Source organism: Segeticoccus rhizosphaerae (assembly GCF_005222685.1).
Classification (GTDB): Bacteria; Actinomycetota; Actinomycetes; order Actinomycetales; family Dermatophilaceae; genus Segeticoccus; species Segeticoccus rhizosphaerae.
This window is the reverse complement of sequence record NZ_SWMA01000006.1, coordinates 69373-90309: the sequence shown is the minus strand read 5'-3', so window position 1 is coordinate 90309 and position 20937 is coordinate 69373. Positions and strand designations below refer to the sequence as shown.

15 protein-coding genes are annotated in these 20937 nt (G+C 71.0%); 5 read left to right on the top strand and 10 right to left on the bottom strand.

The genetic code is table 11. The features are described from left to right. Positions 1–4: 4 nt before the first annotated feature. From speB to xerD, 6 genes are all read right to left on the bottom strand, one after another. On the bottom strand, positions 5–991 hold the full coding sequence (gene speB / locus FCN22_RS06910; protein WP_137120814.1) for an agmatinase: 987 nt from the start codon (positions 989–991) through the stop codon (positions 5–7). A gap of 107 nt (positions 992–1098) precedes the next feature. Beyond that, positions 1099–2040 carry a pseudouridine synthase gene (locus tag FCN22_RS06905; protein ID WP_137120813.1) on the bottom strand — a complete coding sequence of 314 codons (942 nt, stop codon included), beginning with the start codon at positions 2038–2040 and terminating at the stop codon, positions 1099–1101. Beyond that, positions 2037–2669 carry an SMC-Scp complex subunit ScpB gene (gene scpB / locus FCN22_RS06900; protein WP_137120812.1) on the bottom strand — a complete coding sequence of 211 codons (633 nt, stop codon included), beginning with the start codon at positions 2667–2669 and terminating at the stop codon, positions 2037–2039. The genes FCN22_RS06905 and scpB overlap by 4 nt, the downstream gene beginning before the upstream one ends. After that, a complete protein-coding gene (locus tag FCN22_RS06895; protein WP_137120811.1) occupies positions 2666–3667 on the bottom strand; it encodes a segregation and condensation protein A in 1002 nt (333 codons plus the stop codon). The genes scpB and FCN22_RS06895 overlap by 4 nt, the downstream gene beginning before the upstream one ends. 5 nt (positions 3668–3672) lie before the next feature. Continuing rightward, on the bottom strand, positions 3673–4488 hold the full coding sequence (locus FCN22_RS06890; RefSeq protein ID WP_152186889.1) for a ParA family protein: 816 nt from the start codon (positions 4486–4488) through the stop codon (positions 3673–3675). A gap of 275 nt (positions 4489–4763) precedes the next feature. Next, on the bottom strand, positions 4764–5711 hold the full coding sequence (gene xerD / locus FCN22_RS06885; RefSeq protein ID WP_238384568.1) for a site-specific tyrosine recombinase XerD: 948 nt from the start codon (positions 5709–5711) through the stop codon (positions 4764–4766). Between the two features lie 73 nt (positions 5712–5784). On the opposite strand from xerD, the gene ligD reads away from it, so the two are divergent. Then, the gene (gene ligD, locus FCN22_RS06880) at positions 5785–7437 is read left to right on the top strand and encodes a non-homologous end-joining DNA ligase (protein ID WP_137120809.1); all 1653 of its coding nucleotides are present in this window, start codon (positions 5785–5787) and stop codon (positions 7435–7437) included. Between the two features lie 12 nt (positions 7438–7449). Here the strand turns inward: ligD and ald are convergent, their stop codons facing one another. The 3 genes from ald to FCN22_RS06865 form a co-directional block, all read right to left on the bottom strand. Continuing rightward, on the bottom strand, positions 7450–8565 hold the full coding sequence (ald, locus tag FCN22_RS06875) for an alanine dehydrogenase (RefSeq protein ID WP_137120808.1): 1116 nt from the start codon (positions 8563–8565) through the stop codon (positions 7450–7452). A 96-nt stretch (positions 8566–8661) separates the two neighbouring features. Further along, positions 8662–9990, bottom strand: coding sequence for a histidine--tRNA ligase (hisS, locus tag FCN22_RS06870; RefSeq protein ID WP_137120807.1), 1329 nt, complete (start codon positions 9988–9990; stop codon positions 8662–8664). 4 nt (positions 9991–9994) lie between these two features. After that, the gene (locus FCN22_RS06865) at positions 9995–10690 is read right to left on the bottom strand and encodes an MBL fold metallo-hydrolase (protein WP_137120806.1); all 696 of its coding nucleotides are present in this window, start codon (positions 10688–10690) and stop codon (positions 9995–9997) included. Between the two features lie 247 nt (positions 10691–10937). On the opposite strand from FCN22_RS06865, the gene FCN22_RS06860 reads away from it, so the two are divergent. The 3 genes from FCN22_RS06860 (at position 10938) to FCN22_RS06850 (ending at position 14635) form a co-directional block, all read left to right on the top strand. Beyond that, positions 10938–11660: a peptidylprolyl isomerase gene (locus tag FCN22_RS06860; RefSeq protein ID WP_238384567.1), complete on the top strand. Its 723-nt coding sequence runs from the start codon at positions 10938–10940 to the stop codon at positions 11658–11660. Continuing rightward, entirely contained in the window at positions 11657–13213 is a 1557-nt protein-coding gene (locus FCN22_RS06855; protein ID WP_238384566.1) for a DUF349 domain-containing protein, read from the top strand. The genes FCN22_RS06860 and FCN22_RS06855 overlap by 4 nt, the downstream gene beginning before the upstream one ends. Positions 13214–13333: 120 nt before the next feature. Beyond that, positions 13334–14635 (top strand): M18 family aminopeptidase, encoded by a 1302-nt coding sequence (locus FCN22_RS06850; RefSeq protein ID WP_137120804.1) that lies wholly within the window; start codon positions 13334–13336, stop codon positions 14633–14635. A gap of 48 nt (positions 14636–14683) precedes the next feature. Here FCN22_RS06850 and FCN22_RS06845 read toward each other — a convergent pair whose 3' ends face one another. Next, on the bottom strand, positions 14684–17005 hold the full coding sequence (locus FCN22_RS06845) for a RelA/SpoT family protein (RefSeq protein WP_137120803.1): 2322 nt from the start codon (positions 17003–17005) through the stop codon (positions 14684–14686). A 164-nt stretch (positions 17006–17169) separates the two neighbouring features. On the opposite strand from FCN22_RS06845, the gene FCN22_RS06840 reads away from it, so the two are divergent. Further along, entirely contained in the window at positions 17170–20898 is a 3729-nt protein-coding gene (locus FCN22_RS06840) for a nitrate reductase subunit alpha (protein WP_137120802.1), read from the top strand. Positions 20899–20937 lie beyond the last annotated feature (39 nt).

Below are 20937 nucleotides of genomic sequence, written 5' to 3'. Positions count from 1 at the left end.
GCGTTCACCCCCCCGCATCAAGGCTCTCGGCCGGGGCGTCGGGCGTCATCGCCGACAGCAGCTCGTAGATGACGTGCGACGCGGCGATGGCGGTGATCTGGGCGTGGTCGTAGGCGGGAGCCACCTCGACGACGTCTGCGCCCACGAGCTGTCGGCCGCGCAGCGCACGCACCATCCGCAGCAGCTCCCGGCTGGTGAGGCCGCCGGCCTCCGGCGTGCCGGTCCCGGGCGCGTGCGACGGGTCGAGCACGTCGATGTCGATGGAGACGTAGGTGGGCCGGTCCCCCAGCCGGGCAAGCATTCGCTCGATCGCTGCCCCGGCCCCGTCCTGTTCGACCTCGTCGCACCCCACGATGGTGAAACCCAGCCGCTTGTCGTCACGCAGGTCGCTGCGACCGTAGAGCGATCCGCGGATCCCCATGTGGATGCTGGCTTCCAGGTCAACCAGGCCCTCCTCGGAGGCGCGACGGAACGGTGTCCCGTGCGTGGTGCTGGCGCCGAAGTAGGTGTCCCATGTGTCCAGGTGCGCGTCGAAGTGCAGCACGGCCAGCGGTCCGTGCTCCGCGGCGGCGTTGCGCAGCAGCGGCAGCGCGATGGTGTGGTCACCACCGATGGTGACCAGGCGCGCGCCGGAGCTGGTCAGCGCATGGGCTGCGGTCTCGACCTGGTGCACCGCCTCGCCGATGTCGAACGGGTTGGCCACCACGTCTCCCGCATCCACGACCTGCGCGGCCGCGAAGGGCTCGACGTCCTGCACCGGGTTGTAAGGCCGCAGCAGCCGGGAGGACTCCCGCACGTGCGACGGCCCGAAGCGGGCGCCGGGCCGGTAGCTCACCCCGCTGTCGAACGGCACACCGAGCACGGCGAGGTCGGCGCGGTCCACCTGGTCGATCCTGGGCAGGCGAGCAAAGGTCGCAAAGCCGGCGTAGCGCGGGTTCAGACTGGCGTCCGGCGGCCCCAGGGGGCCAATGGGGACGGGAGCGTCGTTCACGGCATACCTCCAAGGGCGGGTCACGTAGTGGCCCCAATATGCCTCACGCGGCGCCTGCAGGGCCTGGGCCGGTCCCGCCGGCAGGTCGCCCGAGCGACTCCCGCTTGCTACAGGCCGGCGGCCGAGTAGAGCGCCCCGATCTCCTGGCTGTTGAGCGGCCGCATCTTGCCCGGTCGCAGGTCGCCCAGCCGGATCGGCCCCACATCGGTGCGCACGAGCGACTCGACCGGATGCCCGACCGCGTCCAGCATTCGCCGCACCACGTGCTTGCGACCCTCGTGCAGGACCACCTCCACCAGCGCCTTGCCGGGCCGGGAGTCCACCACCTTGAACGAGTCGACCGCCACCGGCCCGTCCTCGAGCTCGACACCGGCACGCAGCCGCTTGCCCAGGTCACGGGGCACCGGCCCGGGGATCTGCGCGAGATAGGTCTTGCGGACGCCGTATGCCGGGTGCTGCAGCCGGTGGGCCAGGTCACCGTCGTTGGTGAGCAGGAGCAGGCCCTCGGTGTCCGCGTCCAGGCGGCCCACGTGGAAGAGCCGCTCCTTGCGGTCGCCCACGTAGTCGCTGATCGAGGGACGCCCGAGCTCGTCGTTCATGGTCGAGACCACGCCGAGCGGCTTGTTGAAGGCCAGGTAGAGGCGCGACTCGTCCAGCTGCACCCGCGTGCCGTCGACGTGGACGACCTGGCGGCCGGGGTCGATCCGCACACCGAGCTCGCGCACCACGTGGCCGTCGACCTCGACCCGGCCCTCGCTGATCAGGTTCTCGCAGGCCCGTCGGCTGCCCACTCCGGCTGCGGCCAGCAGCTTCTGCAGGCGCACCCCGTCGGGATCGTGCACGTCCACGCTGGGCCGGGCCGCGCGCTCACGGTCCGGCCGGCCCGACTTGCCGCCTGGTCCGCCCGTGCGCGCGCCGGCGGCGCGGCCCGCTGCCCCGTGTCCTCGGCCGCGGGCGCCGGCTCCCGGCTTACCCCTCCCGCTCCGACCACCCGGCCCCGGGCCGCGTCCTCGCTCCGCTCGTTTCCTCACGCCGTCGTCGCCGCTCATCCGCGTCCTCGTTCCGCCAGCTCGTCCAGCATGTCCACTTCGGGTAGGTAGGGGGCCAGCGCCGGCAGGTCGTCCAACGAGCCGAGGCCGAGCCGTTCGAGGAAGTAGGAGGTCGTGCCGTAGAGCGTGGCGCCGTTCTCCCCCTCGGCGCCGACCTCCTCGATCAGGTCCCGCGACAACAGCGTCCGCACCACCCCGTCCACGTTGACGCCTCGCACCGAGCTCACCCGGGAGCGGGAGATCGGCTGCCGGTAGGCGATCACCGCGAGGGTCTCGAGGGAGGCCTGGGTCAGTTTCGCCTGCTGGCCGTCGAGCAGGAACTTCTCCACCACCGGCGCATAGGCGCTGCCGCTGTAGACCCGCCAGCCCCCCGCCACGTTGCGCAGGGTGAAGCCGCGCTGCGCCTGTTCATAGTCCTGCTGCAGGTCGGTCAGGTGCGCTACGACGTCGTCCACGGGCAGCTCGAGCGCCGTGGCCAGCGCCATCTCCGTCACCGGCCCGTCGACCACCATGAGCACCGCCTCGATGGCGCTGCGTGCGCCGCCCGGGAAGTCGTTGACGTCGAACGCCACCTGCTCCGGCTCGACCTCAGGCTCGGGTCCGGCCGTCTCGATCGGGTCATCCGTCACGAGGGTCCTCCTTGGTCGGTGCTGGGTTCGTCCGGGCTCTCCGGCTCGTCGAACTCATCGGTGATGTCCACGTCTCCCTCGTCGTCACCGGTCCAGCGGACGGTGAGCTCACCGAGGGCCTGCTCCTGCTCGAGGGCCACGGCGGCCTCGCGGAAGAGCTCGAGCAGCGCAAGGAAGCGCGCCACGATGATCACGGTCTCTCCCGCGTCGGCCACGAGCTCGCGGAAGGAGCAGGTCCGCTCGCGGCGGAGCCGGGCGACGACGAGAGCGGCCTGCTCCCTCACGCTGACGGCAGGTGCGTGCAGGTGGTCCAGCCCCACCGTGGGCTCGGGCCTCGGGGTGAGCGCCCGGGCCGCCACCATGGCCAGCTGCTCTGGCGTCACCCCCATGATCAGCTCGGGCAGCAGGCTGGTGAAACGCTCGTCGAGACCCGCCTGACGAGGTGCCATCCGGCTCGCGGTCGCCATCCGCGCGCCGAAGGCAGCCGCGATGTCCTTGAACGCGCGGTACTGCAGGAGCCGGGCGAAGAGCAGGTCGCGGGCCTCGATCAGGGCGAGGTCCTCCTCGTCCTCCGGGCCGAGCTGCGGCAGCAGCCGCGAGGCCTTGAGGTCGAGGAGCGTGGAGGCGACGAGCAGGAACTCCGAGGCCTGCCCGAGGTCCCACTCGGTGTGCGCGGTCTGGGCGGCCTTGATGTGGACGATGAACTCGTCGGTGACCTTCGCCAGCGCGATCTCGGTGATGTCGAGCTTGTGCTTGGAGATCAGCCCGAGCAGCAGGTCAAAGGGCCCCGAGAACACGTCGAGGTGCACCTCGAACGGCGTGCCGGCGGCCCGCTTGGTGAGCACTCCTCCGGGGGCCTCGGACGCCGCCAGCCCCTCCGGCTCCGGCGGAGCCGCCGGGGCGTCCAGGGCCTCCGGATCGGTGGGTGACACGTCCTCGACCGGCGCGGGCGCCGGTGGCTCCACGGTGTGCAGGTGAGGGGGCTCGGCCCCGGTCATGGGTCTCAGGCCGCCCCGCCGCGGGCGACCAGCTCCCGGGCCAGCTGGCGGTAGGACTCCGCGGCACCGTGGGTGGAGGCGTAGGTGGTGATCGGCTCGGCGGCGAGCGTCGCGTCGGGGAACTTCACCGTGCGGCTGATGACGGTGTGGAACACCGTGTCGCCGAAGTGGTCCACGACGCTGCGGACGACCTCCTTGCTGTGCAGGGTGCGGCCGTCATACATCGTCGCCAGGATCCCGTCGATCTCGAGGCGCGGGTTGAGCCGGTCGGTGATCTTCTCGATCGTCTCGACGAGCAGGGCGACCCCGCGCATCGCGAAGAACTCGCACTCCAGCGGCACGATGACCCCGTGCGCCGCGGTGAGGGCGTTGACCGTGAGCAGCCCGAGCGAGGGCTGGCAGTCGATCAGGATGACGTCGTAGTCGTCGAGCAGCGGCCGCAGCACACGGGCGAGCACCATCTCGCGGGCGACCTCGCCCACCAGCTGCACCTCGGCGGCGGACAGGTCGATGTTGGCCGGGATGAGGTCGAGGCCCTCGGTGCGGGTGCGCTGCACGAGGTCGTGCACGTCGTGGCCGCGCTCGACGAGCAGGTTGTAGATGGTGTTGTCGAGCTCGTGGGTGCGGATGCCGAGGCCGACCGAGAGCGCGCCCTGGGGGTCGAAGTCGACCAGCAGCACCTTGCGGCCGTACTCCGCGAGCGCGGCGCCGAGGTTGATCGTGGTGGTGGTCTTGCCGACCCCACCCTTCTGGTTGCACATCGCGATGACGCGCGCAGGGCCGTGGTGCGCCAGCGGCGGCGGCGTGGGGAAGTCGGGCAGCGGCCGTCCCGTCGGTCCGGTCTGCCCCGTGCCGGCGCTCTCGGTCCCGGGGAGCCGGTCGTGCGAGGGCCGCGGCGCCGGCTCGCTCGCCGTGGGGACGGCAGCAGGGCCCTCGGCCTCCGTGGTCACCTCGGCACTCACAGACGTGTCACTCCCACCGTCGCTCAACTCGGTCAGCCTCCCGCAGATCGGTCCGACACTAGTCGCGGCCGCGTCCCTGCATCAAGGCAGGGCCCGGCTCGTCGCCGTCCGATGCCGGCAGGTCGGCCCGCAGGTCATCGTGCGCGTGGGTGGGCCTGGGCGAAGACCTCGCGCAGCTGCTGCACCGAGACCATCGTGTAGATCTGCGTTGTCGTCACCGAGGCGTGGCCGAGCAGCTCTTGCACGACCCGCACGTCGGCGCCACCGTCGAGCAGGTGCGTGGCAAACGAGTGCCGCAGCGTGTGGGGGCTGATGTGACCGGACAGGTCCGCCCGGTCGGCCGCAGCGCGTATGACGTTCCAGGCACTCTGGCGCGACAGCCGCCCGCCGCGCTGGTTGAGGAAGAGTGCCGGGGTCCCCCTGCCGCGCGTGGCCAGCGCCGGTCGACCCCGGACCAGGTAGGCGGAGACCGCCTCGCGCGCGTAGCGTCCCAGCGGCACGACCCGTTCCTTGCTGCCCTTGCCGAAGAGCCGGACCGCCTCGAGGGCCAGGTCCACGTCGTCGACGTCCAACCCGATCGCCTCGCTCACCCTGGCCCCGGCGCCGTAGAGCAGCTCGAGCAGGGCACGGTCCCGCAACGACGCGGGGGTGTCGCCCACGCTCGCGGCCTGCAGCAGCCGCTCCACCTGCTCGACCGAGATCGCCTTGGGCAGGCGACGCGGGGGTCGAGGTGGCGCCACCGCTCCTGCCGGGTCGGCGGTCGACTCCCCCTCGAGGGCGAGGAACTTGTGCAGGCCACGCACCGCCACCAGGGTCCTGGCGGCCGACGACGCGGCCAGCGGGCGCTGTTCCGGACCTCCCTCGCGCAACGAGACCAGGAAGGCGGCGACGTGCTCCTCCCGCACGTCCTCGGGCCGGGTGACTCCCCGGGAGGCGAGGAACCAGGCATACCGGCGCAGGTCCCTGCGGTAGGCGGTCATGGTGTGCGGTGAGGCGCCACGCTCCACCCGCAGGTGGTCGAGCCATCCCTGCACCGCCCGGTCCAGGGCGGTCAGGCGATGCGCGGCCCCGGTCGCTGACACGTGGCCGACTCTATCCGCGTCCGGTCGTGGTGCGATCGACCTGCTGCGAGGATGGCCACCAGGAGGTGCTGGTATGTCGGCCACCCGAGGCGGCCGTCCGGCTGGGCGCGACGCCCGGCAGGACGAGCCGCTCACCACCTACCGGGAGAAGCGACGGTTCGACCGGACACCCGAACCGTCGGGCGAGGCTGCCGCGCCACCGGCACCAGAAGGCGTCCGGCGGTTCGTCGTGCAGCGCCACCGGGCGCGCCGGCTGCACTACGACGTGCGCTTCGAGATCGACGGGGTGCTGGTCAGCTGGGCGGTGCCAAAGGGTCCGACCCTCGACCCCGACGTCCGCCGGATGGCGGTCCACGTCGAGGACCACCCGCTGGAGTACGAGGACTTCGAAGGGGTCATCCCCAAGGGCGAGTACGGCGGTGGCGACGTCATCGTCTGGGACCGTGGGCCCTGGGAGCCGCACGCCACCGACGACCCGGCCGCGGCCGTTCGGGCCGGTGACTTCCACGCCGACCTGCACGGGGAGAAGCTGCGTGGCCGGTTCGTCCTCGTCCGGCGGGGCGGCCCCGGCCAGGACGGTGACTCGGGCAAGGAGCAGTGGCTGATGCTGCACAAGCACGACGACGACGCCGTCAAGGGCTGGGACCCGGAGGACCACCCACGTTCGGTCCTGTCCGGACGCACCAATGAGGAGGTCAAGGCCTCCCCCGAACGCCTCTGGCGCTCGGACCTGCCGGCTGCGGAGGCCTCCGTCGCGGTCGAGTCCGCGGCCGTCGAGTGGCCCCGTGACGACGAGCTCACCGCTCTGGACGACCTCGGCCGGCAGGGCACGTGGGAGATCTTCGGACGCTCCCTGCGCGTCACCAACCTGGACAAGGTCCTCTTTCCGGCCCGCGAGGGCGAGGAGCCGGTCACCAAGCGGGACTTCCTTCGCTACAGCGCCCAGATTGCGCCGACGCTGCTGCCCTACCTCTCCGGCCGGGCGCTGAACCTGCACCGCTACCCGGAGGGCGCCGACCACAAGGGCTTCTGGCACAAGGAGCTGCCCGGCCATGCGCCGGAGTGGCTTCCGCGCTGGGACAACCCCGACGCCGACCCCGGCGAGACGCGCACCTACCTGGTGGTGGACGAGCCCGCGGCGCTGGTGTGGGCTGCGAACTTCGGTGGCCTGGAGTGGCATCCGTGGACCTCGCGGACCGACGAGCCGGACCACCCCACCTACGCGCTGTTCGACCTCGACCCCGGCGAACGCACGTCGTGGGAGGAGGTGCTCGTGCTCGCCAGGCTGCACCGCACCGCGTTCGAGCACCTGCACATCCGCGCCTACCCCAAGGTGACGGGGCGGCGCGGCATCCAGATCTGGGTGCCGATCCGGCGCGGACCGACGTTCGACCAGACCCGCGCCTGGGTCGAGCAGGTCTCCAAGACCGTCGGCCGGGTGATGCCGGACCTGGTCAGCTGGAAGTGGGAGAAGCGCGAACGCAAGGGCCTCGCGCGGCTCGACTACACCCAGAACGCCGTGAACAAGACGCTCGTGGCGCCCTACAGCACGCGTCCGGCACCGGGCGCCCCGGTGTCGACGCCGATCGCGTGGGACGAGCTGGACGATCCAGACCTCCGTCCTGACCGGTGGACCCTCCGCACCGTGCTGGACCGGCTCGCCTCGCGCGGCGACCTGTTCCGCGGTGCGCTGACGACCGACCAGGGCCTTCCGACCCTGCGGTGAGGCGGGGTCCGGTCAGGTGAGGACGTCCTCGACCGGGGTCAGGTCGAAGCCGTGTGCCTGCGCCACCGGCGGGCAGGTCACCGCGCCGGCGTGCACGTTGAGGCCCTGGGCCAGGGCGTGGTCCTGCCGCAGAGCGTCGCGCCAGCCCTCATTGGCGAGTGAGACGGCATACGGGAGAGTCACGTTGGTGAGGGCATAGGTGGAGGTGTGGGGCACCGCGCCGGGCATGTTGGCCACGCAGTAGAAGACCGAGTCGTGGACGCGGAAGGTCGGGTCGTCGTGGGTCGTCGGACGGGAGTCCTCGAAGCAGCCGCCCTGGTCGATGGAGATGTCGACCAGGACGCTGCCCGGTCGCATCCGCGAGACCTGCTCGTTGCTGACCAGCGAGGGCGTCCGGGCGCCGGGCACCAGCACCGCACCGATGACCAGGTCGGCGTCGGCGATGGCTCGTTCGACCTCGAGCGTGTTGGACGCGACGGTCTGGCAGTGGCCCTGGTAGATCGCGTCGGCGCGGCGCAGCTTGCTGATGTCGCGGTCGAGCAGCAGCACCTCGGCCTGCATGCCCAGGGCGATCGCGGCGGCGTTCATGCCCGAGACGCCGGCACCGATCACCACGACCTTGGCCGCGTAGACCCCGGAGACGCCGCCGAGCAGGATGCCGCGGCCGCCCTGGGCCCGCATCAACGTGTAGGCGCCCACCTGGGGCGCGAGGCGTCCAGCGATCTCGCTCATCGGCGCGAGCAGGGGGAGCGAGTGATCCGGCTCCTCGACCGTCTCGTAGGCGATCGCCGTCACCCCCCGGTCCATCAGCTCACGAGTGAGCCCGGCGTCGGCCGCGAGGTGCAGGTAGGTGAACAGCGTCTGCCCCGACCGGATCCGGTGGAACTCGTCGGCCACCGGCTCCTTCACCTTGAGGATGAGTTCGCCTGCCTCCCAGACCTCGTCGGCCGAGTCGGCGATCTTGGCGCCCGCCGAGACGTAGTCGTCGTCGGTGATCGCGCTGCCCTCCCCCGCGCCTGCCTCGACGTAGACGTCGTGTCCGTGTGCGCTCAGCTCGTGCACCCCGGACGGGGTGATGGCGACGCGGAACTCACCCGGCTTGATCTCCCGCGGGATCCCGATCCTCATATCTGGTGACCACCTCAACCTGCCTCGGACGGCCCCCGTGCGGGGTCGTGGTCTCTCGCTCCATGCTACGGCCCACGGCGTCGGCGCAAGGTCTGTTCACCCGTCGGTCCGGAGCACCTGCGGGACGAGGTCCTCCTCGGGCGGCGACCAGGTCGCGGCGTCGGCGTCGAGCTGCTCCCCGGAGCGGATGTCCTTGACTGCGTCGGAGCCACCGTCCCTGCCCGGGAACCAGACGAACGGTATGCCGCGTCGCTCGGCGTAGCGGATCTGCTTGCCGAACCTGCTGGCCGCCGGCGCCACCTCGCAGGCGATGCCGCGTTGCCGCAGGGCGGTGGCGATGGAGACCGCGGCGTCGCGCGACTCGTCGTCGTTGAGCGCGACCAGGACGGCGGCCGGCGTCGACCGTGACGCGCTGAGCAGCCCGTTGCCGATCAGCAGCCCGAGGATCCGCGTGACCCCGATCGAGATCCCCACCCCGGGGTAGGTCGTCTTCCCGTCCGAGGCCAGGGCGTCGTAACGTCCGCCGGAGCAGAACGATCCCCACTCCTCGTGACCGATCAGCTGAGTCTCGTAGACGGTGCCGGTGTAGTAGTCCAGGCCGCGGGCGATCCGCAGGTCGGCCACCAGCGTCCCCGGCGCGTTGCGCATCCCGGTGCGGATCACCGCCACCAGCGCCTCGAGCCCCTGGTCGAGCTCTGCGTGCTCGACGCCGAGCGCTCGCACCGCCTCGACGAATCCGAGGTCCGGCGTGCGGATCTGCGCGAGCGCGAGGCACTGCCGGGCCTGTTCGTCGGTGGCGCCCGCCTCGACCAGCAGCGCCGCCACCTTCTCGGGGCCGATCTTGTCGAGCTTGTCGACGATGCGCAGCGTGCCCGCGACGTCTTCCAGCCCGATGCCCTGGTAGAAGCCGCTGGCGATCTTGCGGTTGTTGACCTGGATCACGAAGTCCCCCACCGGGAACCGGCGGAACACGTCGGCGATCACCAGCGGCATCTCCGCCTCGAAGTGTGGCGACAGCTCGCCGACGTCCACGACGTCGATGTCGGCCTGGGTGAACTCCCGGTAGCGCCCCTCCTGGGGGCGTTCGCCACGCCATACCTCCTGGATCTGGTAGCGGCGGAAGGGAAAAGCGAGTTTGCCCGCGTGCTCGAGGACGTAGCGCGCGAGCGGCACGGTCAGGTCGAACCGCAGTCCCCAGCGGGCGTCCCCTTCGCCACCGGCGAGCCGGGAGACGGCGTAGATCTCCTTGTCGGCGTCCTCGCCCTGTGCGCCGAGCCGCTCGATGGGCTCGACGGCGCGGGTGTTGATCGAGGAGAAGCCGTGCACCTCGAAGGTCTCCCGGATCACGTCGAGGAAGCGTTGCTCGATGATGCGGCCGTCGGGCAGCCACTCGGGGAAGCCGCTGATCGGCGTCACTTTGGCCATGGGCTCAGAGTCCTTGCAGGTATGGGTTCGTCGCGCGCTCGTGCTCGACGGTCGTCGCCGGCCCGTGGCCGGGGAGGACGAGCGTGCTGTCTGGCAGCGGGAGGACGACGTCGCGCAGCGAGCGCTGCATCGCGTTGCCGTCCCCTCCCGGAAGATCGGTGCGGCCGATGGAGCCGGCGAAGAGCACGTCGCCGGAGAGGACGGTGGCGTCGACGTCGACCTGTCCGGCGACCCCGTCGGGGACCTCCCCCAAGGAGAACATGACCGAGCCCTCGGTGTGGCCGGGAGCGTGTCGCACGGCCAGCGACAGGCCCGCGAGCTCGAGGTGCTCGCCGTCGGACACCTCCACGACGTCCTCGGGTTCCTGCCAGGTGGCGCTGCGCCCGAACTGCTGCTCGAGCATGCCGACGAGGCCTGGGTCCAGCGTGGCGAGCGGGTCCTTCAGCCGATAGCGGTCGTCGCCGTGGATGTAGGCGCCGAGGACGCCGCCGCAGACCGGCGTCACGGAGTAGACGTGGTCCAGGTGGCCGTGGGTGAGCAGGACGGCGGTGGGCTTAAGCCCGTGCTCGGCCAGCACCTCGCCGAGCTGGGCCTCCACGCCGACACCCGGGTCGACCACGAGGCACTCCTGGCCGGGGCCGGGCGCGAGCACGTAGCAGTTGGTGCCGAAGGCGGCGGCAGGGAATCCGAGCGTGAACACGGTCGCGAGCCTACGGCAGGCGGCCGGGCCCGGCGGAGACGGTCTCGACGGCTCAGGCGCCGCCCGATGGTCGTCGTCCTCGCACAACTGTCACACGGTCGTGACCGTTTTTGGGAAGCGCCGGAGCCACTCCCCTGCCTAGACTGGCCGTCGGCCGCCCGCACGCAGGAGGCCGTGTTCGTTCACCAGCTGTCGTCCGCTGCCCAGGCTCCGCGCCGCGGCAGCATCCATGCAAGGAGCCCGGTCCATGCCCTCCCCGCGCCTACGGACCCTGTTCGTCGTAGGGCTGGCGACAGGGGCGGTCGGGCTCAGCGGCTGCGGTGGCGGCGCGGACGCCTCCGGGTCGGCGACGACGACCAGCCTCGCCACGGGATCGGGATCGGGATCGTGCTCGCCGGCCCCGGCCCTGCCGACCGACGTCCAGACCTTCGACGCCGCCCCCGACCCGGCCTCCGTGCGGGGCACGACGGTCACGGCCACGATCACCACCAACTGCGGCGACATCACCCTCGAGCTGTATGCCGACCGGGCACCGCAGACCGTCGCCTCCTTCGAGCAGCTCGCGCAGGCGGGCTACTGGGACGACAGCCCGTGCTTCCGGCTGACCACGGCAGGCATCTTCGTGCTGCAGTGCGGCGACCCGACGGGCACGGGATCGGGCAGCCCGGGCTACGGCTTCGGCATCGAGAACGCGCCGGCCGACGGCCGCTACCCGAGCGGCACCCTGGCCATGGCCCGCACCCAGGACCCGAACAGCAACGGCGGCCAGTTCTTCATCGTCTACGACGACACCTCGCTGCCCACGCAGGGCGGTGGCTACTCGATCTTCGGGAAGGTCACCGAGGGCCTCGACATCGTCAAGGCGGTCGCGCAGCAGGGAGTCGACCCCGGCTCGCAGAACCCGCAGGACGGTTCGCCCGTCCAGCCGATCAGCATCCTCAAGGTCGTCGTCACCGAGCAGAAGGCGTGAGTCACGTGTCCGAGCAGACGCAGCAGCAGGTCGACCAGAAGGAGCAGGCAGAGCAGCCGCAACAGGTGGACCAGCCCGAGCAGCCGCAACAGGCTGACCAGCCCGAGCAGGCACAGCAGGCTGACCAGCCCGAGCAGGTCGAGCCGGAGACGCCGCAGCCCCGGCAGCCGGAGGTCGCCGAGCCGGCCGAGCGGGCGGCCGCGACGCCGAAACCCGGCCCGGTGCCCACCCCTCGGGTGATGCCGAGCGCGCCGGCCGCGGCGGTGCCCGTTCCCGCGCCGCACGTGCACCAACCGGCCTCTGTCTCGGCGTCGTTCGGGCGGGTCGCGGAGGACGGCACGGTCTTCGTCCGCTCCCCCGACGGTGAGCGCGAGGTCGGGTCCTACCCGGACGCCACTCCGCAGGAGGCGCTCGCCTACTTTGCCCGCAAGTACGACGAGCTGGCCGCGTCCGCCGACCTGCTCCTGCAGCGGGTCACCCAGACCGACCTGTCGACCCATGACGCCGCGGAGGCGCTGAAGAAGCTTCGCGCCCAAGTGCGCTCGGCAAACGTGGTGGGCGACCTGGCCGCACTCGATGCGACCGTGGAGCAGATCGCCGACGCCAACGCCGTCAAGCGCAAGCTCGAGGGAGCCGAGCGGACCGCGGCACGGGAGCGCAGCCGTGCCCAGCGCGAGGAGCTCGTGACGCAGGCCGAGCAGATCGCCGCCCAGCCGGAGAGCAAGATTCAGTGGAAGGCGAGCGGTGCCCGGATGCGGGCACTGCTGGACGAGTGGAAGCAGCTGCAGCGCACCGGGGCCCGTCTGGACCGGGAGACCGAGACCGCTCTCTGGCAGCGGTTCAGCGCAGCCCGCAACGGCTTCGACAAGCTGCGCCGCGTGCACTTCGCCCGGCTCGAGGAGACCCACGCAGAGGCCAAGCGGGCCAAGGAGAAGCTGGTCAAGGAGGCCGAGGCACTGTCGGGGAGCAAGGACTGGGGCCCGACGGCCACGGCATACAAGCAGCTGATGGACCGCTGGCGCAAGGCCGGTCGCGCAGCCCGGGCCGACGACGACGCGCTCTGGGAACGCTTCCGCAGCGCTCAGGACGCGTTCTTCCAGGCCAAGGACCAGGTCGTCGCCGCGGAGAACGTCGAGTTCGAGGCGAACCTCGCCGTCAAGGAGAAGCTTCTCGCCGAGGCCGAGTCGATCCTGCCCGTTGCCGATCTCGACGCGGCCAAGCAAGCGCTGCGCGGCATCCAGGACCGGTGGGACGCCGCTGGCAAGGTCCCGCGCAAGGACATGGCCCGCATCGAGAAGTCACTGCGGCGTGTCGAGTCCCAGGTCCGTGAGGCGGACGAGAAGCGTTGGGCCAGCAGCAATCCGGAGGCTGCTGCGCGAGCCCAGTCACTGGTGGAGCAACTGGAGTCCGCCGTCACGGACCTGCGCGCCGACCTCACCAAGGCCGAGGCCTCGGGCAACGAGCGCACGGTGAAGGAGGCGCGGTCCGCGCTGGAGGCGCGGGAGCAGTGGCTGCAGCAGGCCCGCCGCGGCCTTCAGGAGTTCGGCGCCTGACTCGCACCACTGGCTCCGCCTCGCCCGTTGGGGCTGTGCCAAGGTGGGGCTCGGGCCAGTGAGGGGCAAACCTCGTCCCGCCGATGCACCGGTCGACCACCCACCAGGAGGAGTCCATCCATGGCGTTCAGCTTCGACACCGACACCGCGGTCGATGGGCTGTGCGCCTACGTCGACGCCTCGCCGTCCCCGTTCCACGCGTGCGCCGAGGCCGGTCGGCAGCTGGAGGAGCAGGGCTTTCGCCGGGTGACGGAGACCGAGCCGTGGCCGACCACCGCGGGCCGGCACTACCTGGTGCGGGGCGGGTCTCTGGTGGCGTGGACCACCGAGTACGCGGACGGCGCGGCGACCCCCTTCCGGGTCGTCGGCGCGCACACCGACAGCCCCAACCTGCGGATCAAGCCGCAGCCGGACCTGGCCCGAGCGGGTTGGCAGCTGCTCGGGGTCGAGGTCTACGGCGGACCCCTCCTCAACTCCTGGCTCGACCGCGACCTGGGCCTCTCCGGCCGGGTGGCGGTGCGGACCGCGGCCGGCGTCGAGGGCCGTCTGGTGCGGATCGACGACCCGGTGCTGCGCGTCCCGCAACTGGCCATCCACCTCGACCGCAGCCTCGACCAGGACGGCCTCAAGCTCAATCGCCAGCAGCACCTGTCGCCCATCTGGGGCATCGGAGACGGACCGGGTGACTTCACGGCATACGTCGCAGAGCAGGTGGACGTCGAGAAGCAGGACGTCCTCGGCTGGGACCTGATGACCCACGACCTGACGCCTTCGCGCCGGGTGGGACGCGACCGCGAGCTGGTGGCCGCTCCGCGTCTGGACAACCAGGCCACGAGCTACGCCGGCGTGCAGGCGCTCCTCGCGGCCGCCGAACAGGCGCCCGCCCGGCCCTGGACCCCGGTGCTCGTCCTCTTCGACCACGAGGAGGTCGGCAGCATGTCCGAGCGCGGTGCGTTCTCCCGGCTCCTGCCCACCGTGCTCGAGCGGATCGTGATCAGCCAAGGTGGTGACCGCGACGCCTACCTGCGGGCGCTCGCCGGCACGGTGATCGCCTCTGGCGACATGGCCCACGCCACGCACCCCAACTACGCAGACCGCCACGAGCCGCAGCACCAGATCGCGATGAACGGCGGACCCGTGCTCAAGGTCAACCAGCAGCTGCGCTACGCCACCGACTCCCTCGGAGCGGCCGCGTTCTTGGAGGCGTGCGCCCAGGCGGACGTGCCCGTGCAGAAGTTCGTGACCCGATCCGACCTGCCCTGCGGCTCGACCGTGGGCCCGATGACCGCGGCCCTCACGGGCGCGACGACCGTGGACTTCGGGGCCCCGACACTGGCGATGCACTCAACCCGGGAGCTGGCCGGCGCCCAGGACCAGGCGATGTATGCCGCGGCGCTGGCGGCCTTCCTCTCCCCCGCCTGAACCGGCCCGGAGAGGTCGACGGTCCCGTTTCGCCTCACGCGGACCCGGTCAGCTCGCCGACCGGGACTGCTCCTCGGCCCCGCGCTGGTGCCTGCCACCGGTGATGCGGTAGACGTCGAAGACCCCGTCGATCCGGCGGACGGCCTTGATGACGTGGTCGAGGTGGCTCGGGTCGCCCATCTCGAAGGTGAACTTGGAGATGGCGACGCGGTCGCGTGAGGTCTGCACGCTCGCCGACAGGATGTTGACGTGTTGCTCCGACAGCACCCGGGTGATGTCGGACAGGAGCCGGTTGCGGTCGAGCGCCTCGACCTGCAGCGCGACGAGGAAGACGCTGGCCGCCGAGGGCGACCACGCCACGTCGATCAGTCGGTCCGGCTGCGCCTTCAGCGATTCGGCGTTGGTGCAGTCGGCCCGGTGCACCGAGACACCGCTGCCCGTGGTGACGAAGCCGATGATCGGGTCGCCGGGCACCGGCGTGCAGCAGCGGGCCAGCTTGACCCAGACGTCGGCGGTGCCGACCACGACCACGCCGGGGTCCTGGCCGCGCTTGCGCACCGACCTGGGGTTGGTCGCCTCCGCCAGGTCCTCGGTGGCGCCGTCCTCACCGCCTGCCGTGGCCACCAGGGTGGTGACGACGTGCTGCGCGGAGACGTGGCCCTGCCCCACTGCGGCATACAGCCCGTCGATGTCCGCATAGCGCAGCTCGCCGGCGAGCGCGGTCAGGCTCTCGTGCGACATCAGGCGCTGCAGGGGCAGCCCCTGCTTGCGCAGCACCTTGGCGATCTGCTCCTTGCCGTTCTCGATCGCCTCTTCACGACGTTCCTTGGAGAACCACTGGCGGATCTTGTTGCGCGCGCGAGGACTCTTGACGAAGGTCAGCCAGTCGCGGCTGGGGCCGGCGCCGTCCGCCTTGGAGGTGAGGATCTCGACGACGTCGCCGTTCTCGAGCGGGCTCTCCAGGGGCACGAGCCGCCCGTTGACCCGGCCGCCGATGCAGTGGTGGCCCACCTCGGTGTGGACCGCGTAGGCGAAGTCCACCGGGGTCGACCCTGCCGGCAGGCCCATGACCTCCCCCTGAGGGGTGAAGACATAGACCTCGCGCGCGTTGATCTCGAAGCGCAGCGAGTCGAGGAACTCCCCCGGGTCGGACGTCTCCCGCTGCCACTCGAGCAGCTGGCGCAGCCAGGTCATGTCGTTGATGGCGCCGGAGTCGCCGTCCTTGCCGACGGAGGTGGTGGCGGTGCCGTCCTCCTTGTACTTCCAGTGCGCGGCCACGCCGTACTCCGCCCGCCGGTGCATCTGGTGGGTGCGGATCTGGATCTCGACCGGGTTGCCGCCGGGCCCGATGACCGTCGTGTGCAGCGACTGGTACATGTTGAACTTGGGCATCGCGATGTAGTCCTTGAACCGGCCCGGCACCGGGTTCCAGCGCGCGTGCAGCGCACCGAGGACGGCATAGCAGTCGCGGACGCTGTCGACCAGGACGCGCACCGCGACGAGGTCGTAGATCTCCTCGAAGTCGCGACCGCGGACGATCATCTTCTGGTAGACGGAGTAGTAGTGCTTGGGCCGCCCGGTCACGGTCGCCTTGATCTTCGCGGCGCGCAGGTCGTTCTTGATGTGCTCGCGGACGCCGGCGAGGTACTCCTCGCGGGCCGGCGCGCGTTCGGCGACGAGGCGGACGATCTCGTCGTAGACCTTCGGATAGAGGGTGGCGAAGGACAGGTCCTCGAGTTCCCACTTGATGGTGTTCATGCCCAGCCGGTGGGCCAGCGGCGCGTAGATCTCGAGGGTCTCGTTGGCCTTGCGCTGGGCCGACTCCACCGAGACGTAGCGCCAGGTGCGCGCGTTGTGCAGGCGGTCGGCGAGCTTGATCACCAGGACCCGGATGTCCCGGGCCATCGCGACCACCATCTTGCGCACCGTCTCGGCCTGGGCCGCGTCGCCGTACTTGACCTTCTCCAGCTTGGTCACCCCGTCGACCAGGCCTGCGATGTCCTGGCCGAACTCGCGGGTCAGCTGCTCGAGGCCGTAGTCGGTGTCCTCCACCGTGTCGTGCAGCAGGGCCGCGGCGAGCGTGTCCGGCGTCATGCCGAGCTCCGCCAGGATGGTCGTCACCGCGAGCGGGTGGGTGATGTAGGGGTCACCGCTCTTGCGCAGCTGCCCGCGGTGCGCGCGCTCCGCCACGGCATACGCACGTTCGATCACCGACAGGTCGGCCTTGGGGTGGGTCCGACGCACGGTGCGCAGCATCGGCTCGAGGACGGCATGGTTGCCCGGCCTCGGCCCACCCAGGCGCGCGAGGCGGGCGCGGACCCGCGAGGAGGCAGGCGAGGACGGCAGCGCCGCCGACCGTTCCTCGTTCATGAACACAGTCTAGGCAGGGCCCGGGGGCCTCCCGCGCACGACCGGGGACTGCGCCCGCGTGAGCACGAGGCGATTTTCACCTCGCCGAGTTCGCAGGTCGGCGCTAAGGTGCCGGGGGAATGGTGCCGGGCCGACAGCGCCGGGTGCCGACGCGAGGAGGTTGCATGTCGCTCCCAGCACCCGAACCGCGATCCGAGGACGCCCGATTGGCACCGTTGCTGCCGGCCGGGGAACCGGTCGAGACGCTCCTGCGCAAGGCCCAGTTCTTCCTCCCGGGCGAGCCGACGAAGGACCATCGGGAGCTGCACCGGTCGGGCGGGAGAGACGCCGAGGCGTTCTACCACGAGCGCTGGCGGCACGACAAGGTCGTCCGTTCCACCCACGGCGTCAACTGCACGGGCTCCTGTTCCTGGAAGGTCTACGTCAAGGACGGGATCATCTCCTGGGAGACCCAGCAGACCGACTACCCGTCCGTCGGGCCCGACTCGCCGGAGTACGAACCGCGTGGCTGCCCCCGCGGCGCGTCCTTCTCCTGGTACACCTACTCCCCGTCCCGGGTGCGCTACCCCTACGTCCGCAGCCCCCTGCTCGAGCTCTGGCGCGAGGCCCGTCGCGAGTTCGCCGACCCCGTGGACGCCTGGGCCAGCATCGTCTCCGACCCGGACAAGGCCGCGCGCTACAAGTTCATGCGTGGGCGGGGCGGGATGGTGCGAGCCACCACCGACGAGGTCACCGACATCATCGCGGCGGCTCACGTGCACACGATCAAGACCTTCGGCCCCGACCGGGTCGTGGGGTTCTCGCCGATCCCGGCGATGTCGCAGGTCTCCTACTCCGCGGGCACCCGGTTCCTGTCCATGATCGGCGGCACGATCCTGTCCTTCTACGACTGGTACGCCGACATGCCGATCGCCTCACCCCAGGTCTTCGGCGACCAGACCGACGTGCCGGAGTCCGGGGACTGGTGGAACTCGTCATACCTGATCATCTGGGGCACCAACCTGCCGATCACCCGGACACCGGACGCGCACTTCATGACCGAGGCGCGCTACCGCGGGCAGAAGGTCGTGGTCGTGAGCCCCGACTACTCCGACCACACCAAGTTCGCCGACGACTGGCTGCCCTGCGCCCCCGGCACCGACGCGGCCCTGGCGATGGCGATGGGGCACGTGGTCCTGACGGAGTTCTTCCGCGACCGTTCGGTGCCCTACTTCGACACCTACGTCAAGACCTACACCGACCTACCCTTCCTCGTGACCCTGCCCGAGCGAGGCGACTCCCACGTGATGGGGCGCTTCCTGACCGCCGAGGACCTGGGCGGCGCGGACGCCGAGCGCGAGAACGCCGCACTGCAGACCGTCATGCTCGACGCGGCGACCGGCGAGGCGTTCCTGCCGGACGGCACCGTCGCCCAGCGCTACGGCGAGGCGGGCATGGGGCACTGGAACCTCGACCTGCGCGGGATCGACCCGCTGCTGACCCTCTACGGCCGGCACGACGAGGCGGTCACCGTCGACCTGCCTCGCTTCGACGAGGGCGAGACCGAGGGCGGCACCGCGATCCGGCGAGGGGTGCCCGCCCGCCGGATCAACGGACACCTGGTCACCACGGTCTTCGACCTGCTGATGGCGCAGTATGCCGTGCCGCGGGACGGGCTGCCCGGCGAGTGGCCCACGGGCTACGACGATCCCGTCCCCTACACGCCCGCGTGGCAGGAGACGATCACGTCGGTCCCGGCCGTCGCGGCGACCCGGGTGGCACGCGAGTTCGCGCGCAACGCCGAGCTGTCCAAGGGCCGCTCGATGATCACGATGGGGGCAGGCACCAACCACTGGTACCACTCCGACCAGATCTACCGCACCTTCTTCACGCTCACCATGCTGTGCGGGTGCCAAGGGGTCAACGGTGGCGGCTGGGCCCACTACGTCGGGCAGGAGAAGGTCCGGCCGCTCACCGGTTTCCAGACCCTGGCGTTCGCGCTGGACTGGCAGCGCCCCACCCGCCACATGACGGGCACGTCGTTCTTCTACCTGCACACCGACCAGTGGCGCTACGAAAGCTTCGGAGCCGAGGAGCTGGCCAGCCCGCTGGGCCCGGGACGGCTGCGCGGCCGGGCCTTCGCCGACTGCCTGGTCCAGGCGTCCCGGCTCGGGTGGACCCCGTCGCACCCCGCGTTCGACCGCAACCCGCTGGACGTGGCCGACGAGGCCGCCGCGGCGGGTCGACCGGTGGCGGAGCACGTGGTGGACGAGCTCAAGGCGGGCCGGCTGCACTTCGCCGACACCGACCCGGACAACCCGGCCAACTTCCCCCGCGTGATGACGGTCTGGCGGGCCAACCTGCTCGGGTCGTCGGGCAAGGGGATGGAGTACTTCATGCGCCACCTGCTCGGCGTCGAGGACGCCGTCCGAGCAGAGGAGTCGCCGAAGCGCCTGCGCCCCCTCGAGGTGAAGTGGCACGACGAGGCGCCCCGGGCCAAGCTCGACCTGGTCACCACCCTCGACTTCCGGATGACCAGCACCTGCACCTATTCCGACATCGTGCTGCCGGCTGCCACGTGGTACGAGAAGCACGACATCTCCACCACCGACATGCACCCGTTCGTGCACTCGTTCAACCCGGCCATCTCACCGCCCTGGGACTCCCGCACCGACTTCGAGTGGTTCCGCCTGGTCGGCGAGAGGTTCTCCGGCCTTGCGGCGACCCACCTGGGGACCCGCACCGACCTCATGGCCACGCCCCTCATGCACGACTCCCCCGACGAGCTCGCCCAGCCGGGCGGCCGGGTCCGTGACTGGACGCTCGGCGAGTGCGAGCCGGTGCCCGGGGTGACGATGCCGAGGCTGGTCACCGTCGAGCGCGACTACGGCGCCGTGGCGCAGAAGATGGCAGCACTCGGGCCCCTGGTGGAGACGTTGGGGACCGGAGTGAAGGGGATCAGCTGGAAGCCGACGGCCGCGGTCGACTTCCTGGGCAGGACCAACGGCCGGGTGCGAGGAGGCGTCGCGGACGGCCGGCCGAAGCTGACCCGGGACATCCACCTGGCCGAGGGCATCCTGGCGCTGTCCGGCACCACCAACGGCGAGGTCGCCGTGCAGGGCTGGCACGAGTACGAGAAGCGCACCGGGATGCCGCTGGCCGACCTCGCCGAGGAACGCTCCGGCGACCGGATCACCTTCGCCGACACCCAGAACCAGCCGCGCGCCGTCATCACCTCCCCGGAGTGGTCCGGCAGCGAGACCGGCGGACGGCGCTACTCCGCCTTCGTCGTCAACGTGGAGCGGAAGAAGCCGTGGCACACCCTGACCGGGCGCATGCACTTCTTCCTCGACCACGACTGGATCGCCGAGTACGGGGAGGGCCTGCCCACCTACCGGCCGCCCCTCGACTATGTGCGCCACTACGGGGAGCAGGGACTGCGGGAGCGGGACCGGCCCGAGATCACCGTCCGATACCTCACCCCTCACTCGAAGTGGTCGATCCACTCGGAGTACCAGGACAACCTGCACATGCTGCGACTCTTCCGCGGTGGTCCGGTCATCTGGATGAGCCCCAGGGATGCCGGGAAGATCGGGGTCGAGGACAACGACTGGATCGAGGCCTACAACCGCAACGGTGTCGTGGCCTGCCGCGCCGTCGTGACCCACCGCATGCCCGAGGGCACCGTGTTCATGTACCACGCGAAGGACCGCCACCTGATGGTGCCCAAGTCGGAGGTGTCCGGCTGGCACGGCGGTGGCGACAACTCCCTGACCCGGCTGGTCGTCAAGCCCACCCACATGATCGGCGGGTACGGCCAGTTCTCCTGGGGATTCAACTACTACGGCCCCACGGGCAACCAGCGCGACGAGATCACCGTGATCCGCCGGCGTGCCCAGGAGGTCGAGTACTGACACCCCAACAGGCGCACCCCACGAAGTCCTGACTCGTTC

Bases quoted from the DNA above. Each gene is read 5' to 3' on its own strand.
- FCN22_RS06905 (WP_137120813.1), bottom strand. From the start codon at position 2,040: ATGAGCGGCGACGACGGCGTGAGGAAACGAGCGGAGCGAGGACGCGGC.
- FCN22_RS06850 (WP_137120804.1), top strand. From the start codon at position 13,334: ATGGCGTTCAGCTTCGACACCGACACCGCGGTCGATGGGCTGTGCGCC.
- FCN22_RS06895 (WP_137120811.1), bottom strand. From the start codon at position 3,667: ATGACCGGGGCCGAGCCCCCTCACCTGCACACCGTGGAGCCACCGGCG.
- FCN22_RS06845 (WP_137120803.1), bottom strand. From the start codon at position 17,005: ATGAACGAGGAACGGTCGGCGGCGCTGCCGTCCTCGCCTGCCTCCTCG.
- ligD (WP_137120809.1), top strand. From the start codon at position 5,785: ATGTCGGCCACCCGAGGCGGCCGTCCGGCTGGGCGCGACGCCCGGCAG.
- hisS (WP_137120807.1), bottom strand. From the start codon at position 9,990: ATGGCCAAAGTGACGCCGATCAGCGGCTTCCCCGAGTGGCTGCCCGAC.
- FCN22_RS06840 (WP_137120802.1), top strand. From the start codon at position 17,170: ATGTCGCTCCCAGCACCCGAACCGCGATCCGAGGACGCCCGATTGGCA.
- FCN22_RS06860 (WP_238384567.1), top strand. From the start codon at position 10,938: ATGCCCTCCCCGCGCCTACGGACCCTGTTCGTCGTAGGGCTGGCGACA.
- ald (WP_137120808.1), bottom strand. From the start codon at position 8,565: ATGAGGATCGGGATCCCGCGGGAGATCAAGCCGGGTGAGTTCCGCGTC.